Origin of the sequence: Synechococcus sp. MU1643 (assembly GCF_020514095.1) — a bacterium.
Taxonomy (GTDB): Bacteria; Cyanobacteriota; Cyanobacteriia; order PCC-6307; family Cyanobiaceae; genus Parasynechococcus.
Genome location: NZ_VTKY01000001.1, coordinates 456,001 through 473,152, shown reverse-complemented (window position 1 = coordinate 473,152; position 17,152 = coordinate 456,001). Strand labels below are relative to the sequence as shown.

Below are 17,152 nucleotides of genomic sequence, written 5' to 3'. Positions count from 1 at the left end.
GACCTCGCCATGACCCAACGCGACGTGGTGGTTTGGGGTGGTGGCTGCGGAGGCGTTGCTGCTGCTCTGCAGAGCGCAAGATCAGGAGCGGACACGACACTGTTCACACCCGGCCCTTGGCTTGGGGGCATGGTGAGTTCGGCAGGGGTCTGCGCCCCGGATGGGCATGAACTGACCTGTTGGCAGACCGGGATTTGGGGCGCATTTCTGCGGCAGCTGGAGATGGAGGAGCCGAGCGGGCTCGACCAGAACTGGGTGAGCTGTTTCGGATACAGGCCGCTAACAGCCGAACGGATCCTGCAACGCTGGGTGACGGCTGAGCCCAAGCTGGAATGGCGTCCCCACTGCAGGCTGGAGCGGGTGCAATGCCAGCAGGGGTGCCTCCGTTCCGTGGACATCCACAGCGCAAATGGTGTCGAAACCTTCTCCGCCAAAGTGTTTGTTGACGGCAGCGACCTGGGTGATCTGCTTGCCCTTTCGTCGACTCCTTTTCGCTGGGGTTGGGAAGCCAAGGAGATCTGGGATGAACCCAGCGCCCCCGATCAGTGCCGGCTCGAGAGCGAAGCGTTCTTTCAACAGCAACCCATTCAGTCACCCACCTGGGTGGTGATGGGTCAGTTGCATGGAAAACTTGCCCCGCAGCGTGCCGATGCGATCCCGCACATTCCGTTTGATCGGAGCATCGCCAGTTTCGGCCTTGAGAAAACCATCACCTATGGCCGTCTGCCCAACGGACTGGTCATGCTGAATTGGCCCCTGGAGGGCAACGACTGGCACCAAGGACTCGATCGAGCTCTCAGTGCGGATGCCGAGGTTCGTGCAGAGCTGACCCAAGAGATGCAGGGGCACAGCAAGGATTTTCTCGCGGCACTGTCGGAATGCAGCGGCGGTTGGATCGCTGCAGGGAAGGCTTTTCCAGGTGAAGACCCCAGCCTCGCGTTGATGCCGTACTGGCGGGAAGGTCGGCGGCTGATAGGTCGATCAACGGTCACGGAACGAGACCTCTTGCCGATGGCCAAGGGAGCCCTGCGAGGACCGCTCCCGATCGATGTCCAGGGACGCTGCACCAGCATCGCTGTGGGCACCTACGCCAATGACCATCACTACCCTGGTGGAGACTGGCCCCTCGCAACGAAAAGTGTGCGTTGGGGAGGGCGTTGGAGCGGTACACCCTTCTGCATCCCCTTTGATGCCTTGATCTCAGAATCGATTCCCAACCTTGTGATGGCGGAGAAAGGCTTCAGCGTCAGCCACATGGCCAATGGGGCAACGCGGTTGCAGCCCTTGATCCTCAATCTGGGCCAGGTGGCGGGTCTTGCAGCGGGCATGGCCGTTCGTCATGGCTGTGCCGTTGGTGATCTGGCGGTTGATGCCATCCAGTCAGCACTGATCCACGAGCCCCAAGCCCCTGCAGCAGTGCTCCCGATCTGGGACTGGCCGCTTTGGCATCCCTACTGGGTTACAGCTCAGGAGCAGGGCTTGGCTCAGCCTGAACACCTGGATGCATCAGGCTGCCTTTCAGGCCCACGGGCCAGCACGCTCATTCACCCCGGAGTGAACCAGGCGCCAAACCAGCCTCATGAGGTCGGCCTCAGTGGTGTGCTTACAGGCAACCTTCAGGAGGGCTACCAATTGCAAACCGCAGAAGGGATCTGGCCCCTTATCACGCTGGAACCTGCTGTTCACCGCTGGCTTTCCGCCTCTGATCAGGCCGGCCAAACGGTGAGTCTGCGCGGCGTGCAAAACCCATGGGGTCCCTGGGTGCGGATCACAGGGGTTCTGGATCAGGCCAACTGAAGCTGCAGCTCACCGCGTACAGGGTCAGCTCGACCCACCTTGAGCTCAAGAGCGTCGCCGGGCTCAGGGTCTGCGGCAGACACACAACCGACCAGATCCATGGCCAGGTCGCTGACATGAACCAGGGCCAAGCGATCCTGCGGACGCAACCAGCGCAGGAATTGTGCCGACCAAACGGTGCTCTGATGCTCAGCGAACCACACCTGCTGCCAGTGGCGCTGATCCTCACGGCTGATCTGAATGGATTGGCGTAATGGATCATCGAGATCGTCGATCACTTCCCCAAGATGCTCTTCATCCATCGGTGCAATCTCCGAAAGCTGGGCAATTATCTGGCGGTGGGCCATGAGATCGGCATAGCGTCGAATCGGGGATGTCGCCTGCACATAGGCCTCAAGCCCGAGGCTGTAATGAGGCATGGGTCGCGTTCCCTGCACGCCACGGCTCAAGCAGCGCTTGATCGCCGCATCACGGGCTGGTCCCTCGGGGATTCGATCGAGTTCATCGCTGGAGGGCAGCTCCGCCGCAGGCTGACTGCGGAAGGGCAGCGGCAGATTGTGCTCTTCCCCAAAGCTGGCCACAACAGCGCCCATCAGCAGCATCGCTTCACTCACCATCAGGCGGGAGGGTGACGGGTCAATCACCTGCAGCGTCAACGCCCCATCGCTGCAGCGGAAGCGTCCTTCGGGACGGTCGAACATCACGGCCCCTTTGGCTCGGCGCCAGCGCATGCGCTGAATCAAGAGTCGCGAGAGATCTGACAAGGCTTCATCGCCTGGGGGAGCCAACTCGATCAGCTCATCACCATCGGTGTAGGTGAGGCCGTAGCGGGGTTGAATCCAGCTGCGCGCAATCCGTTGTTCCGCCACAGCACCAGCGTCATCAAGGCGAACGGCCACACTCAAGGCTGCACAACGCCTCCCGGCCCGCAGGCTGAGGGGACCGGCTGCCAGCTCAAGAGGGAGCATGGGCATCACACCGTCCGCCAAATACAAACTGGTAGCCCGGCGTCTTGCTTCCTGATCGAGAGGGGAGTCAATGCCGATCAACCGACTGGGATCAGCGATGTGGATCCAGATCCAATCGACGCCGTCACGACACTCCAGGGAAAGAGCGTCATCAATTTCGCGGGTTCCTGCATCGTCCAGGCTGTAGGTCGCCAGGTCCGTGAGGTCAATGCGTTGCTCATCCCCAGGCAGCTGTTCATTCGACAAAGCAACAAGGCGGTTCGCTTCTTCCACCAGATCAGTGGGAAAACTGCGAGACCAAACGCTGCCTCTCAAACCAATGGGCTCATTGCGATCGAGCAACTCCCGCACGATCAACCACTGCCGCAGATCAGCTGCATCCGATCCGATCGATAACTGTGCCGACCACTGCTGGAGATCCCGGTCGGAGCCCACAGACGCGGGATTGTCTTTCAGCAACTGAATCCAGTGGCTGAAACGTTCATCCCAAACCTTACCGAGTTCGAGGCGTTCATCGTCGCTGAGGCCTCGCTCCGCCCGCAGCAACGCGAGCTGCCGTTGTTCATGCTGTTGCGCTTGCCGCTCAGCACGGCGTTGGCGCCGCAGGCTGGCCCGCTCCTCGCGGGGTAGTGGTTGGATCAAGCGGTCTCGACGCCAGCGGAACAACTGTTGGTTCCCATGCAGCCAGGCCCACAGCGCTGCCAGACCGGCGAGGTTGAACGGGGTTAACACCAACTCGCCCAGCTCACACAGACTCAGACGACCCATACCCCCCGGTTGATCCGTTTCCAGCAGCTGCCAGGCCTCGACGACGGCCCGTGCTGATGGGGCGCTGTCCTGCACCTGCTCAGGGGCAGGCAGGTCACAGTGATCGAAGAGATGCTCGGGATCAATGGCACTCAGATCTCGCAGGGGTAGGCCCTGGTCACGACGTTGACCACCAAAAGAAAGAACCGCCTTGCTGCCCTTGATGGACAGAAGACGGCCGAGAAGAGGAGATCCCTTGAGAACAACCGCGACGGTGTCTCCGGGTTGAATGAAATTGTTCAACGCCCGAGGATCAACCTTCGGGGTTCACGAACGGCAGAAGAGCAACGATGCGTGCACGCTTCACAGCGTTGGTGAGATCACGCTGTTGCTTGGCGGTGAGGCCGGTGAGGCGACGAGGAAGGATCTTTCCGCGTTCGGTGATGAACTTCTTGAGAAGATCCACATCCTTGTAATCGATGGGATCACCGGGCTTGATCGGCGAGAGACGCTTCTTGAAAAAGGAGCTGGACATGAATCAGGAACAGTTGAAAAGCTGGACGAGCAAAAAGCTCACTTGATCTCTTTGTGAAGAGTCATCTTGTTGAGCTGAGGGCAGAACTTCATCAGCTCAAGCCTTTCAGTGGTGTTCCGGCGATTCTTTTCCGTCGTGTAGCGAGACACGCCGGGGGATCGCTTTTCGGAAGCGGGAACGGACCGGCATTCGGTGCACTCAAGAGTGACAACGATCCGGACGCCCTTGTTCTTGGCCATAAAGGACGTAGCGCCGCAGGTGCGAAGCGAAATGACAAACATTGAGCTTACCCCCTGACCCGACGGGGCTTAAGCAGCTCTCCCTAGGGGACTTCCTAAGATCGCGCGCTGTTTGGCATAGATCCGATGCGGGTATCCATCTCCTGGCTGAAACAGCTGGTCCAGGTGAATGAGTCCGTGGACGATCTCTCCGAGCGCCTATCGATGGCGGGCTTTGAGGTAGACGACGTCGATGACCTCAGCGCAAGGGCCAAGGGCGTGGTGGTCGGCCATGTGATGGAGCGGGACAAACACCCCAATGCCGACAAACTGAGTGTCTGCAAGGTGGATGTCGGAGCTCAGGAGCCCATCCAGATCGTTTGTGGCGCCAGCAACGTTCGTGCCGGCATCCATGTTCCGGTGGCGATGGTCGGAGCCACCCTCCCCGCCGTTGGCTTGACGATCAAAGCCGGCGAATTGCGGGGTGTCGCCAGCAACGGAATGATCTGCTCCCTGACCGAGCTGGGCCTCACGGAGCAATCCGACGGCATCGCCATCCTTGATGAGCTTCAGGAATCGCTGCCACCAACCGGGTCGCCTGTGGCGCCCCTGCTGGGACTGGACGACACCGTTCTGGAGCTGGCCATTACCGCCAATCGTCCCGACGGCCTCTCCATGGTGGGTATTGCTCGCGAGGTGGCGGCCTTGACCGGTGGCAGCTTGAGCCTGCCCGAGCTGGATATGAATCCCAGCATCACTCCGCTGAACACAGAGCTGGACGGCTGCTTCTACTCGATCACAAGGGTCGAGGGTGTGGATGGCTCCAAGCCCTCACCAACCTGGTTGCAACAGCGTCTTGAGCACGGTGGTGTGAACAGCGTGAATGCCGTGGTTGACGTCACCAATCTGGTGATGCTGGAGCAGGGGCAGCCCCTCCACGCCTTTGATGCCGATGTGCTGGAACAACTGGCCGGCCAACCGGTGGATGCCAAGAGTTTTGCTGTCCGTCCCGCTCGCGACGGGGAAACGTTCGTTGGTCTGGATGATCAGAAGCGAAGCCTCGACAGCCGTGTTCAGGTCGTCACCTGTCATGACCGGCCTGTGGCTATCGCAGGTGTAATGGGGACTCTTGAGAGTGGGGTGACCGCCAAAACCCGAAACATCTGGCTGGAGTCCGCTTTGTTTGCTCCGCCACGGGTTCGCCAGTCCGCCCGGGCCCTGGGCTTGCGCACTGATGCCAGCAGCCGATACGAAAAGGGCTTACCCATTGAAATGACGCTGCCCTGTTCAGCCCGTGCCTCGACCTTGTTGAGTCAGGAGTTTTCCTGCTCGGAGAAGGGCCGTTGGGTGGGCGGCACCGGTCCTGGAGCAGCGGAACCGGTGCTGTTGAGGCGCAGTGCTCTGCATCAACTGCTTGGCCCCCTCGATGCTGCCGATGGCCCGGAGAATCTGGATGACACCAGCATCGAAAACTGCTTGTCAGCCCTGGGTTGTCAGCTCTCAGCCCATGAGCAGGGATGGCAGGTGATTGCACCGCCCTCAAGACGGCAAGACCTGCAACGTGAAGTTGATCTCATCGAGGAAGTGGCTCGTCTTGTGGGCTTCGATCGGTTTGAGGCTCATCTGCCAGATCCGCTGGAGCCCGGTGCCCTCACACCGCGCCAGCAGGCGGAACGGCGCCTCCGGCAGCTGTTCTGTGCAACAGGGCTACAGGAGGTCACCACGCTGTCGCTCGTTCCTGGTTCCGAGCAGGAACAGCGCATCGCCATCAGCAATCCGTTGTTGGCCGACACAAGCCATCTGCGCACGAACCTCTGGGAAGAGCACCTGCAGATCTGTGTTCGCAATCTGAAGGCGTCGCAGCGGGGTTGCTCCATCTTCGAGATCGGCAACACCTACAGCGGATCCCCGGAATCCGTCAGCCAAGCCGCAATTCTGGGTGGCGTGATCTGCGGAGATCGACGCCTCTCCACCTGGGCAACCAGCGGCAAGCCGCAGGCGCCCGACTATTACCAGGCCCGTGGCGTTCTCACCAGGGTGATGGAGGCCCTTCAGCTGGAGCTGTCCGACCGTCGTCTGATCGACGATGCACGACTCCATCCAGGTCGGGCCGCCACCTTGGTGCTGGAAGGCCGTCCCTTGGGCTGTTTCGGTCAACTTCACCCAGCCACGGCTGAGGAGCTTGATCTTCCCGAAGCCACCTATCTGTTTGAACTCGACCTTGTTCGACTTCTGGATGCGGCCACTCGCAGCAATCGCTGGACACCGTCCTTCAAGCCCTACCCAACCGTGCCCTTCAGCGAGAGGGATCTTGCTGTGGTGGTCGACCGATCCAGTGCAGCTGCGGATCTAATCCAAGCCATCCGCAAGGCGGGCAAACCTCTTCTGGAGCAGGTGGAACTGGTGGATCGCTTTGAGGGCAAACAGCTTGGCGACAACAAAGTGAGCCAGGCCTTCCGTCTGCGCTACCGCGGCAAGAATGAAACCCTCACCGACGACAAAATTCAGCCCGTTCACGACAAAGTGCGCGCCGCGTTGAGCAAGCAGTTCCAGGCGGAGCTCAGGAGCTGATCCGTTTCAACAGCGCCAACGACTCAAGGTGCGTTGTTTGGGGGAAGAAATCCACAGGCTGGAGCATCTCCAGCTCGTATGGGCCTGTTGGCCGTAGCAGTGCTTTCAGATCCCGCGCTTGGGTGGCGGGGTCACAGCTGAGGTAGGCCAGCACGCCAGGGGGCTGCTCAAGGATGGTGTCCACCACGCGTTGATCGAGGCCCCGGCGCGGTGGATCCAGCACGAGTGCCTGACAGTCCTCAAGCTGAGCAGCCAGGAGGTCTGCCACATCGCCGGCGTGAAATGCACAGCGGGAGGAGAGGCTGTTGTGCATGGCATTCAGCCGGGCATGCTCCACCGAGTCAGGGTTCAGTTCCAGACCTTGAACATCAAAACCGGCCTTGGCCAGGGGCAGAGCAATGGTCCCCACGCCGCAATAGGCGTCGACCACACGTCCGCCGCCGCACTGATCCCAAAGCCAATCGCTGAGCAGCTGAACGATGCGTTCCGCCTGCGGCGTATTCACCTGAACAAAGGTGGTGCTGCTGAGGGAGAGCTTGATGCCGCAGAACTGGTCCTCAATCGTGGGAACACCGGCAAGGCAATGGGTAGTACGACCGAGAACGAGGTTGTTGGCCTTGGGTTGAAGGTTGAGGCAGACCCCTTTCACCGCGGGCCAACGCTGCACCCAGCCCTGCGCGAGGTCCTCAAGGCCAAAAAGCTGGGCATGGCTGCTGATCAAGGTGATCAGCACATCACCAGTAACGCTGGCCAAACGAAGCCCAAGGTGACGCAGGCCCTGGGCATCGAGCAGGTCATGGTCGGCCGGCCACCCCCCTGCATCCAGGTCTTGCTTGAGTGGTTCCACCAACACGTCCAGGCGTGGATCGAGCACCGGGCAGTGGCTCAGGTTGACGATCTTGTGGGTCTTCGGTCGGAAGTAACCGGCTTTCAGGCGGCCGTTCTGGTCTCGCTTCAGCGGGATCAGGGCTCTATTGCGGTAACCGAAACAGCGTTCGTCATCAACAAGAGTTGCCGCGGGGGCAACATCAATGCCCCCAATGCGCTGCATGGTCTGTTGAATCTGCTGGGCTTTCCAACGGGATTGGGCGGGATCATCCAGGCGTTGCAGGGTGCAACCACCGCAGTCATCAGAAAGAATGCAGGGAGGACGGCGTCGATCTTCGGAAAAAGAGATCTGATCCACCCGACGGCTCAACCAGCGCGACTTTTGGCGTTGCTGCAGCTGAACCGTGGCGCGCTCCCCCGGCAAGAGACCAGGAACAACGATCACCCAGTTGTTCCAACGGGCCAGGCCCTTTCCGTCGCGGTCGAGGTCAACAGCCTCAAGCTCGATGGTGAGCCCCGGCCGCGGTTCACTGCTGTTCGGGCTGTCGACTTTGGTCATGCTCTCGGTTCCCTGCCATTGCAATGGCGTAACACCCGGGCAGTGAAGGGTCTGGTGAACGGGTCGAGACCACTAAACTCCAGGAAGCCTGCCCAGTTCCATGAGCGTTGTCCGGGATCTCATCCTCCAGGCCGATGACGATCTGCGGTATCCCACCAGCGGAGAACTCCGCACCATGGTGGATTTCCTCGACCAAGGCGCCATGCGCGTTTCTGTGGTCAATGTTCTGACCGAGAACGAAAAGAAGATCGTCGACGAATCCGCCAAGCAATTGTTTGGTCGCAAACCCGAGTACGTTGCTCCTGGCGGCAACGCTTACGGTCAGCGGCAGCGTGCTCAATGCCTGCGTGACTACAGCTGGTATCTCCGTCTGATCACCTACGGAGTTCTTGCTGGCAGCACCGAAATGATCCAGGAGATCGGTCTAGTGGGCGCCCGCGAGATGTACAACAGCCTGGGTGTTCCGATGCCTGGCATGGTTGAGGCGATGAAGTGCATGAAGGAAGCGTCTCTGTCTCTGTTGTCTGAACAGCAGGTGAAGCTCACGTCTCCCTATTTCGACTTCTTGATTCAGGGCATGCAAACGTCCACCTGACTCAAAGGTCAACGCCCTCAAAGGAGCCGGGCCTTCGAGCCCGGTTTTTTATTGCCAAGTCATCGCAATTGAGACTATTTACAGGACTCAATACGCGTCTTGGATGCGACCTATGCGGCACACCATTTGTCTCGGAATTACAAGGCAAGACACTACATGAGTCCCGCAACGAGTCCTATACAAGCAATTAGAGACAACATTCATTCAGGCCATCAAAGCCGAAAAAGCCACAGCTCAGGCTGCGTACCTGTGTCAACAGCAGGTACGCGAGCTTCTAAAGCATTGAGGTGTCTTCATTTTGCGTATCTCAGATGGTGCCTGGACTGGCCCTGGACCACTGCAAGGACCTTCAAAGAAGGCTGTTTCGCGCGAAGAACAGCAACATTCTCTTTGCGTGCAACAAGCGAAACAGGGCACTTTTTGAATCTTTATAATTAGCATTTATCTCAGGCAAGACTGGTTTCAAGACTGGCCTTGTGTCTCAGCCGAGACTTACGATTGCGTTGATTGGAATGAGCCATGTCAACGCGATGGATTGAACGACGGTTTTAGCGGCTGATCTGACAATTCCGGTTGATCAGCATTGTGCCGGTGGTACTAAGCCTGCTCGGAAGCGTTAGCTGTTTTGTGATCGGGGCGATTGAAGTCTTCAATGCTTTTCTGGTGATCATGCGCCTACCGTTCAGGACCAAGATCGTTGCTGCCCAAACAATCGCCCAGATGGTGGTGGGGGGGGGGTGATTACTTCGTAATCGGCATTGCCCTGCTGATCTTTGGCTACGGCATCTATGAACTGGTGATCTCAGACCTTGATCCACGCCTTGAAGATGGCGCAGAGCAACACAACAAAATTCTCTCGGTGAACAGCCTGCAAAGCCTGAAAAACAATCTGTCCAATGTGATTGTTGTTGGCTTGATTGTCGCTGCGTTCAAAAAGACTATTGGCTTCGAAGTGAACGACGCCACCTATCTGCTGGCGCTGTGCGGCTCTGTGGCCATGCTGGCCCTCAGCACTTGGTTGATTGTTCGCAGCCACGGAACCAGCCACGAGACATAACGCAAACGTCTCGAATAAGACTCGAATCTAGTCTCATAGCGCATCTACAGCGCGACAGCTGATCAACGGTTCCGGTACAGCTCGCGAAGCAACCGATAGGCCTCATTGAGGCGCCGCATCGCATCGGTGGAGCCACCCGCATCGGGATGTTCTTCAAGAGCCCTTTGTTTGTAAGCCTCTCGAATCGAGCTAAGGGTGACCGAGGTACCTGCTTGCGTTGACAGACCCAACAGCTTCAGAGCTCCGTGCACCGTCATCGTTGATTCAAGAGTTTCGAAGGAGGTGACCTGCCGGCTGCGACGGAAACGGTTCACGAACCGACGGATCAGAGTCGGCATGCGCTCCGCCAATGAAGACGTAGCAAAGGGATCTTCAAGAGCACCTGCCACCACCATCACCCGCCCGAGCGATGGATCACTGGACTCCCAACCGACACAGAGTGTCTCAACGGCCGCGTTGGCGGCAGACCATGTGAAAGGACGCCCATCACTCGCATCGGTGCTGGACCAGACATCACGCGCCAACCAGGTCATGGCGGCTTCAATCACGGTTGGGCCCGGCGGTTGGCCATACAGGGACCTCCAGTGCTCTTCAGCTGCAGCACTGGCCTCCTTTAATTCGGCTGGGTCCACCGTTGAGACAAGGGGATCGTTCTGAGGAGATTCCCGTGGCTGCGGAGAGCGAAGGGTCGCTTTGAGCTGACTGGTGCGCTTACTGACGAACCCCGGCAGATCGATGCCCGAAGGTCCACCCCCAGAGGGAAGCCCAGATGCTGAGGTTGGAGTTTCTTCAAGGCCTTCTTGATGGTTGCCCGTTGAGATCAGAACGAGACTGGTGACCTCATCGGACCTGTTGGAGGACGCTGGTTCAGCAGCGTCCTCCAGGGGAGTGACCTCAGGATCCGAAGCTGCATCGCCAGGGTCGATCAGATCCTGCAACAACATCTCAAGCACACGCCCACGGGAACGTGCTCCGTATTCACCCTTGAGCTGGTCAATCAACGCGACCATGGGCTCTGACATCTCCACGGAGATGCGTTGACGTTTTGAGTCCTCGCCGCTCAAAAGTTCAATCCACCTTTGGGAAGGTTATCGACCCTGAAGCTGCAGCAACCATTGCTGTTGAGATCGAATCACATCGCCGTAACGCGGGGTGGTGACGGGGAGCACTGCAGGGATCACAGGAGCTGGCTTCCCAGGAGCAGGATTCGCAACAATGGGCTTTATCTCAGGAGGAGGGGGAGCGGTTTTCGGTCCCACCTTCCGTGATTTGGTGTCCGCAATTTTTAGCTGGGCGTTTCGCTGCTGTTGCTGGCGACGATGAATCATGGCCAGCTGCTGAACGGGAACAACACTGAGGAGATGGCCTGGGGTGGCATCGGCTGGATAAACCAAACTCACCTTCACAGCCTTGCGAGTACCAGGTGCCAGGTTGAGATCAGCCAGGGCCAGGCTCTCGCCTGAGCGCATGCCAACGTGAACCTCTTGAAGAGTTCGATCCTGAGCAATCTGAAGCGATCCTCGAAAGGCAGTGAAGGTCTTCTTGCCAGACACAACCGGGTGACTGAGCACGAGTTGATGGGGCCCTGTCCCAGAAACATTCAGGGTTACGTCGTAGCGAACTCCATAGGTGCCAACGTTATTCAGAGCAGAATCGATCATCCGTGTGGTCAACGGATTGACCTGAACATCGCTGGTGCCGAAGTGATGCCGCTTCGTGCTTGTTAGGGGCACATGCAGTGGACCCTGGTTGAGGTCGTGGCTGATCTCTGCCTTGTAAGCATCACCAAGGGCAACGCCGGCCACTCGGGAGAAGACGCGGCCCAGCTGAATCTCTCGAATCCGATTCAAGTAAATCCGCCCAGGGGCCAGACGCTCTGACTGCAGAACCGCAAAGAGATCTGAATCCTGCGCTGATTGCTCAGCAGCAACAACAGCCATCGTGAAAGGACCATTGCTGCGTCCCTTCAAAAGGCCGTTGGCAATGCCACGGGCGGGGAGAACAGTGCTCACCACAACACGACGTCCTCCAGCAGGGATCACGACGCGTTCGGGCAACTTGCGATCCAGTTCTCCGCGAAGCAGTTGAACGGCGGTGGCATCGCCAGGACCGGTGTTCCAGGGGCGCTTCCCGAGGGGTTTAACCCCCATTAGCCGATTCGGGTGATATGGCGCTTCAAAACTATTTTTGACGGAACCACGGTCGAAATCCAGCGTGATCGACGTCGGTCCTGGATTTGTCGCGATTAGAGCCAAGGTCATCAAGCCCCTGGATCGTCGTCCGCCGAGCTTTGACTGGTCTTGGGGGTAGTACTTGTGATGCATATGAACGCCGAACTCACCATTGAAGGTGTAAGCGGCATTGCGGAGCGGCTGATTCGACTCGGCTGCGACAGCAGACCCGGCAGCGGTGTTCACCAGGATTCCAGGTCCGGTGACGATCTCCGGTTGATTGGAATGCAGAACCGGGACGTTGTTAAACGTTCCGTTGAGGGGGCGTGCGCGCTGACCAGCCATCAAGGCGACATAAGCCTCAGCACGGCACTGCAACCCAAACTCAAGTCCCGCAAGCGAGACACAGGCTAAGACCAATAATGGGACTCGCCTGAGACTCATGCGGCTTGCTGTTGTGGTGTTCGCAAGGACGTCAACACCACTGAGTGGATGTCGTGAACCCACAACGTAGTTCCACCACCTGCCACAGCCAAGTGATTGGAGAGTCGCACCAGGCCTGGAAATCCGTCAGGATTTATGCGATTTGACTCGCTGACATGCTCCCACCTTTCTGCTGCAGCACCAGCACCGATCACACGACCCTGCGCCGCCAGCATCAAGAAAGGAAGTTGTCGATGCTGCGGTTCTGGCGTGATAGTGCAGAACGGCAGCTGTCGGCCCTCAATGCCGCCATCAAAACTCTCCAAGAACAAATGGATCGCGACGCTCAGGCGTCCAGCTGAGCAGCGTTCAACTCTTTGGAAAGGCTGTTGAGGGCGCGTTTAACCCGACGCTGAACAGTCATCGCTGAAATCCCAGGCTGTTGAGCTGTTTGCCTCAGACTCATTCCATCGATGACGACCTTCTGTAAGGCGCATTCGTCGTGTTTTTCAAGTTTGCGGAAAACCTTTTCACCCTGCTCCAGGCTTCTGAACGTTCGAGCAACTCGATTCCTTCCGGCGTGTCATTGAGCAGATCGTCGTTGAATTCTTCCTAGTGCTGCTGATTGCGGTAGTGGTCAACCACAAGTGAATCGGCTGGGCTCAGACCAGAGCCTCCGGGGCTTCGCATCATCCGCATGGCCCTTTCCTCAACGGCCCTTGGGAGTCGAATCAAACCAACGCTGTCACGGAGGAAATGAAGTATGGCTCCCCGGATGTGCGGCTTGGCGAAGCTTGGAAAGTTTCCCCACGCAGTGCGTCGTAGCGGTTGCAATCCTTGATCAGCCCCAGACATCCCACTTGCAAGAGATCACCGTTCTCTAGGCCTGTCTGCTGGGCGTAATGGCGGGCAATGGGTTGAACCAGATGCAGGTTGTCCTGGATCTGACGGTTTCGACGCTTAAGGCAGGTCTTGTCCCATGGATGGTTGTGAGTGCAACTACAGCCTTGGCAGAGAAAAGCAAGCCACGGCATCAGTGGCACCACTGCACCGTTGCGTTCCTGGTGACGTCTTTGTCACGGAGCTTTGGTTCAGTCGTCAGCGTCAACAACGGCTTGAAGCAGAGCCTCTGGTCCTGAATCCTGAATCCATTGCCGATCGGAGGCCTCAGTACTCAACAAGGATCCGGCGAAGCCGAGAGCGTTGACGCTGAAACCACGAATGCCCTCCCTTCTGCGGCGAACGATGGCCATCCACTCCCTTGAGAGCAGCAGGTTGTAGGCCCCCCGGGGGCAGTCGTCGGTGCTGGGGTGACCCAGACCGAGGTCTTGTGCAAGAGCGAGATAGCGATCTTGAAGCGTTTCACCCGTCAGGGTTGAACTGATCGCTGCGACCCGTGAACTGCGCAACAGAGGATCCTGAACAGACGAGGTTGCGTCCTGAGCGCAGCGTCGAAACCAACCGTCCCGAGCACAGATGCGCTCCCCTGCTGCACGGGGTAACAGCTGCAGATGCCGGTGCGGCTGACTCGCACCGGCATCTGGACCACTGTTGAAAAACCACAGCCCCGTCGTCGTCGCATCAATCCGGGCGAGGGACTGCCAATCCTCCATGGACAACCAACCGGTCTGGGGTTGCCAGTCCTGGGTGATGAGCAACATGTGGGAGGTCTGAACTGGATATTTGTTCAGGATCACGACGTGGGAATCACCAATCCGATCAACCTCCAGACGTTGATCCCAGGGAAGAAATGGATTCGGCTTTGGACCCGATGCTCGAAGGTGCTTTGGTGTGGCGCTGAGGAGATGCCGTAACTCAAAGCGGCTTCCTCCCTCCCCCAATAGGTGGGTCAACGAGGTGTCGAGCGGCACCAGCGCTCCGGATGCTGTCGCTGCGACCGTGACCTCTGTCGCTTTTCGAAGCAGTTCACTGGTCATGCCAAGTCAACCGTGCCAGCGAGGCTCCTGCGTAGTACCTGCCGAGAATGGCGTTGAAGGGAAGTCCCTGACTGGCCAGATGCTGTGCCCCGGTTTGACTCATGCTTGCGCCGAGATGGCCATGGGCTTCAGCACTGACTTGCGCGTTTGACGCGTAGAGGCTCTCCACAATGCCACCGCTGTAACTGAGGATCATTCCCCGGGGCTGCGGAGTGGCTGAGCGACTCGCCTGTGTAGTGCTCTTCTCCCCTGCGAATACCTGCCAACGGGTTGTGTCCCCAAGGTGATAAGCCGTTGTTGCGGGTCTGGCGAGGTGCGCCATCGCATATGAGCGAGCTGCAACGGCTTGCGCCTTCAGGGCTTTCTGATGCCACTGGCTCGGCATTTCGGCGCCAACCACTGAGGCCACATAGGTTTCCAGGGCAAGGGAGACCACAGGAAGCCAATCACCTTGGCCTTTGAGCAGCGATACATCGCCTCGATAGTGGTGCTGGTTGATCTGAAGAGGTCCGCCGGAGCAATGAATCTCCTTTGGGGTGGATGAAGCAATCCTCTTACCCAGCTGTTGAGAAGGAATCAAAGAGCCGTTCTGGTTGCGACACAAAACGTCGGGGCCTGGCTGGAAGGCTGTGATGGGACTTTGGCTGACCAAACCGACGCGGATCTCCAGTGGCACGTGATCAGGATCAGCAACCGGCGGCACCCTGGGGACAACACTGGCACCAACAGTTGAATCGGTCTCGAGCAGCTCAAGCAGGCCTGAGGTTGGCTGATCAGGCCGCTGCGGGAGTGGCCGAGCCAACCAGCCGATCAAAGCGGCCATGAGCAGGCTTCCCAGCACGGCAGGGAGCCAGAAGTAACGGTGAAGCGGCACCAGAACTGCTCAGCAGAGCCTCCAGCCGATGATGCCTGATTTCCGCTAGACGATCTCCACTCCGCAGCAAGATCACATGGTCGAAACAGCCTCGACCAACTGGATTGGCCTGGCCCTGGTGGTTGGCCCCGGTGGAATCGGATCAGCAGTGGCGGCGGAACTGAAGCAGTGCTGCCCTGATCTGAAGGTTTTGACAGCCGGACGTCATGGACCACCGGAATCCTCACTGCAGCTTGACCTCGAAAACGACAGCGACCTGGATCGACTGGGAATGAGCCTGCGTGCTGAGGGCCTGCCGCTTCGCTTGGTGTTCAACTGCAGCGGCCGTCTGCATGGTCCTGAACTTCAGCCGGAAAAACGTCTTCAACAGGTCGAGCGTTCCCAGTTGGAGCAGCAATTCGGCATCAATGCCATGGCTCCGATCCTCCTGGCCAAATCAATCGAGCCTCTGCTGCAGCGGGATCAACCCTTCCATTTCGCCAGCCTCAGCGCTCGCGTGGGCAGCATTGGAGACAACCGTACCGGTGGCTGGTACGGCTACAGAGCGGCCAAGGCGGCTCAGAACCAACTGCTGCGCTGCTTAAGCATTGAATGGGCCCGCCGTTGGCCGATGGCCACTGTGAGCCTGCTGCACCCAGGCACGACGAACACAGCCCTGTCTCGTCCATTCCAGAGCTTCGTGGCACCGGACAAGTTGTTCTCCCCCGAACGGGCCGCTCAACAGTTGGTGGAAATATTGCTGCAACAGACTCCAGAACAGTCAGGAGCTTTTCTCGCCTGGGACGGTCAGTCGATCGATTGGTGAGCGTGCTGCTGCAGCTGCTCAAGGCTGACCACCTTCAGGGCCGTGTCTTCCGTTGCTTCCAAGCGCACCAGCGGTGCGACGCCATCTTCATAGGCCTGCTTCCAACGCGGCGCACAGACGCACCAGTGGTCCCCCGGTTTCAAGCCCGGGAACTGAAAGGCGGGCATCGGAGTGGTCAGATCATTGCCCTGGGCCTTGCTGTAACTAAGAAATTGCTCGGTCATCACGCAGCAGATGCTGTGCTGGCCGAGATCCGATGGATCGGTTTGGCAGAGACCATTGCGATACCAACCCGTCATCGGCTCACAACTGCAGTTCTGTAATGGGTCGCCAAGAACGTTCATGGCCGGCGGAAATTCGGGGCTACTGCTGGACATCTGAGCGCTGAATTAAGGGGGAGTCTGCCCAAGGACTGGCACATTTTGACTTCAGACAGTTGACGAACCCCTGGGGGAGCGGGTTAAAGGTCATTCAGTCATGTCCACTCGATGGATTGGGAGTTCACTGAAGACGCTGCGTTTCTCGCGCTTTGCGATGCGTTTCGCGAGAGCGGAGAAAGCTCGGCGATCGAGTTCCTGGCCAATGGAGAGGGAGCCTTTCATTTCCAGGACCTAGCCCAGAACGCTGCTGGCGAAGGCCTTGATCTGAGCGAGTCCAATGCCTTGGAATCGTTTCAGCAAGAGGTGATCGACACAATGGAGAAGCTCTGCCAGGACTGAGCCCGGCAGAGGCTGTGTCTCCGTCACTGGGAGATCATCCGTAAAAGAAAGCGATCTCCTTGTCCTTCAGACCGTCCCATCCGGCCTCCTGGAGCCTCTGATTGAGCGTTTCCTGGTCGAAATGCTTGGCTCCGGTCTTGACCACCCGGTTGCGCATCGATTTCAGAACACCACTGCGAGCGCGCTGACTTTCCAGATCCATCACCTGGTTGTAGAGAGCGAGCATCGCTTCAGGGATTGGACTTCCATCAAGATCCACACCCGCTGTGATGGCGGCGTCGACACCATCCGGTCCGGCAATTGCCATGGTGAGAAGAAACAGGGCGCCTCAGGCTATGGGACGCCCCT

At 58.6% G+C, this 17,152-nt stretch carries 18 protein-coding genes; 7 read left to right on the top strand and 11 right to left on the bottom strand.

All coding sequences use genetic code 11. The annotated features are described in order from the left end of the window. Positions 1-9: 9 nt before the first annotated feature. The gene (locus tag FZX09_RS02885; RefSeq protein WP_226399803.1) at positions 10-1,797 is read left to right on the top strand and encodes an FAD-dependent oxidoreductase; all 1,788 of its coding nucleotides are present in this window, start codon (positions 10-12) and stop codon (positions 1,795-1,797) included. On the opposite strand, the gene FZX09_RS02880 is transcribed toward FZX09_RS02885, so the two are convergent. From FZX09_RS02880 to rpmG, 3 genes are read right to left on the bottom strand one after another with little or no spacing between them, the layout of a single operon-like run. Next, the gene (locus FZX09_RS02880) at positions 1,785-3,815 is read right to left on the bottom strand and encodes a ribonuclease catalytic domain-containing protein (RefSeq protein WP_226399802.1); all 2,031 of its coding nucleotides are present in this window, start codon (positions 3,813-3,815) and stop codon (positions 1,785-1,787) included. The two genes, FZX09_RS02885 and FZX09_RS02880, sit on opposite strands and share 13 nt — an antisense overlap. Before the next feature lie 10 nt (positions 3,816-3,825). Continuing rightward, entirely contained in the window at positions 3,826-4,047 is a 222-nt protein-coding gene (rpsR, locus tag FZX09_RS02875; protein ID WP_006041316.1) for a 30S ribosomal protein S18, read from the bottom strand. A gap of 38 nt (positions 4,048-4,085) precedes the next feature. Then, positions 4,086-4,286, bottom strand: coding sequence for a 50S ribosomal protein L33 (gene rpmG / locus FZX09_RS02870; protein WP_028952014.1), 201 nt, complete (start codon positions 4,284-4,286; stop codon positions 4,086-4,088). A gap of 126 nt (positions 4,287-4,412) precedes the next feature. On the opposite strand from rpmG, the gene pheT reads away from it, so the two are divergent. After that, a complete protein-coding gene (gene pheT / locus FZX09_RS02865) occupies positions 4,413-6,836 on the top strand; it encodes a phenylalanine--tRNA ligase subunit beta (RefSeq protein WP_226399800.1) in 2,424 nt (807 codons plus the stop codon). On the opposite strand, the gene rlmD is transcribed toward pheT, so the two are convergent. Further along, entirely contained in the window at positions 6,826-8,223 is a 1,398-nt protein-coding gene (gene rlmD, locus FZX09_RS02860) for a 23S rRNA (uracil(1939)-C(5))-methyltransferase RlmD (protein WP_226399798.1), read from the bottom strand. The two genes, pheT and rlmD, sit on opposite strands and share 11 nt — an antisense overlap. A 100-nt stretch (positions 8,224-8,323) precedes the next feature. Here rlmD and apcD point away from each other — a divergent pair, with 100 nt between their 5' ends. Both apcD and FZX09_RS02850 read left to right on the top strand, forming a co-directional pair. Next, a complete protein-coding gene (apcD, locus tag FZX09_RS02855) occupies positions 8,324-8,818 on the top strand; it encodes an allophycocyanin subunit alpha-B (protein ID WP_226399796.1) in 495 nt (164 codons plus the stop codon). Between the two features lie 697 nt (positions 8,819-9,515). Continuing rightward, positions 9,516-9,875, top strand: coding sequence for a YqhA family protein (locus tag FZX09_RS02850; RefSeq protein WP_226399792.1), 360 nt, complete (start codon positions 9,516-9,518; stop codon positions 9,873-9,875). A 62-nt stretch (positions 9,876-9,937) separates the two neighbouring features. Here FZX09_RS02850 and FZX09_RS02845 read toward each other — a convergent pair whose 3' ends face one another. Then, on the bottom strand, positions 9,938-10,885 hold the full coding sequence (locus tag FZX09_RS02845; protein ID WP_226399791.1) for a molecular chaperone DnaJ: 948 nt from the start codon (positions 10,883-10,885) through the stop codon (positions 9,938-9,940). Positions 10,886-10,963: 78 nt separating this feature from the next. After that, the gene (locus FZX09_RS02840) at positions 10,964-12,490 is read right to left on the bottom strand and encodes a DUF3370 family protein (protein ID WP_226399790.1); all 1,527 of its coding nucleotides are present in this window, start codon (positions 12,488-12,490) and stop codon (positions 10,964-10,966) included. A gap of 155 nt (positions 12,491-12,645) precedes the next feature. On the opposite strand from FZX09_RS02840, the gene FZX09_RS02835 reads away from it, so the two are divergent. Beyond that, positions 12,646-12,831, top strand: a complete 186-nt coding sequence (locus FZX09_RS02835; protein WP_226399788.1) for a hypothetical protein — start codon at positions 12,646-12,648, stop codon at positions 12,829-12,831. On the opposite strand, the gene FZX09_RS12010 is transcribed toward FZX09_RS02835, so the two are convergent. The 3 genes from FZX09_RS12010 to FZX09_RS02815 form a co-directional block, all read right to left on the bottom strand. Continuing rightward, positions 12,816-13,013: a sigma factor-like helix-turn-helix DNA-binding protein gene (locus FZX09_RS12010; RefSeq protein ID WP_226400344.1), complete on the bottom strand. Its 198-nt coding sequence runs from the start codon at positions 13,011-13,013 to the stop codon at positions 12,816-12,818. The two genes, FZX09_RS02835 and FZX09_RS12010, sit on opposite strands and share 16 nt — an antisense overlap. A gap of 547 nt (positions 13,014-13,560) precedes the next feature. After that, the gene (locus FZX09_RS02820; RefSeq protein WP_226399784.1) at positions 13,561-14,406 is read right to left on the bottom strand and encodes a DUF4922 domain-containing protein; all 846 of its coding nucleotides are present in this window, start codon (positions 14,404-14,406) and stop codon (positions 13,561-13,563) included. Next, positions 14,396-15,280, bottom strand: coding sequence for a SpoIID/LytB domain-containing protein (locus FZX09_RS02815; protein WP_226399782.1), 885 nt, complete (start codon positions 15,278-15,280; stop codon positions 14,396-14,398). Before FZX09_RS02815 ends, FZX09_RS02820 begins: the two co-directional genes overlap by 11 nt. Before the next feature lie 76 nt (positions 15,281-15,356). Here FZX09_RS02815 and FZX09_RS02810 point away from each other — a divergent pair, with 76 nt between their 5' ends. Then, on the top strand, positions 15,357-16,085 hold the full coding sequence (locus FZX09_RS02810) for an SDR family oxidoreductase (RefSeq protein ID WP_226399780.1): 729 nt from the start codon (positions 15,357-15,359) through the stop codon (positions 16,083-16,085). Here the strand turns inward: FZX09_RS02810 and FZX09_RS02805 are convergent. Beyond that, complete coding sequence (locus FZX09_RS02805) at positions 16,067-16,462, bottom strand: DUF2237 family protein (protein WP_226399778.1); 396 nt, start codon at positions 16,460-16,462, stop codon at positions 16,067-16,069. The genes FZX09_RS02810 and FZX09_RS02805 overlap by 19 nt on opposite strands. Before the next feature lie 111 nt (positions 16,463-16,573). Between FZX09_RS02805 and FZX09_RS02800 the strand changes: the two genes are divergently transcribed. Continuing rightward, positions 16,574-16,804: a hypothetical protein gene (locus tag FZX09_RS02800; protein ID WP_226399776.1), complete on the top strand. Its 231-nt coding sequence runs from the start codon at positions 16,574-16,576 to the stop codon at positions 16,802-16,804. 34 nt (positions 16,805-16,838) lie between these two features. Here the strand turns inward: FZX09_RS02800 and FZX09_RS02795 are convergent, their stop codons facing one another. Further along, positions 16,839-17,111: a DUF4090 family protein gene (locus FZX09_RS02795; protein WP_226399774.1), complete on the bottom strand. Its 273-nt coding sequence runs from the start codon at positions 17,109-17,111 to the stop codon at positions 16,839-16,841. Positions 17,112-17,152: the final 41 nt, after the last annotated feature.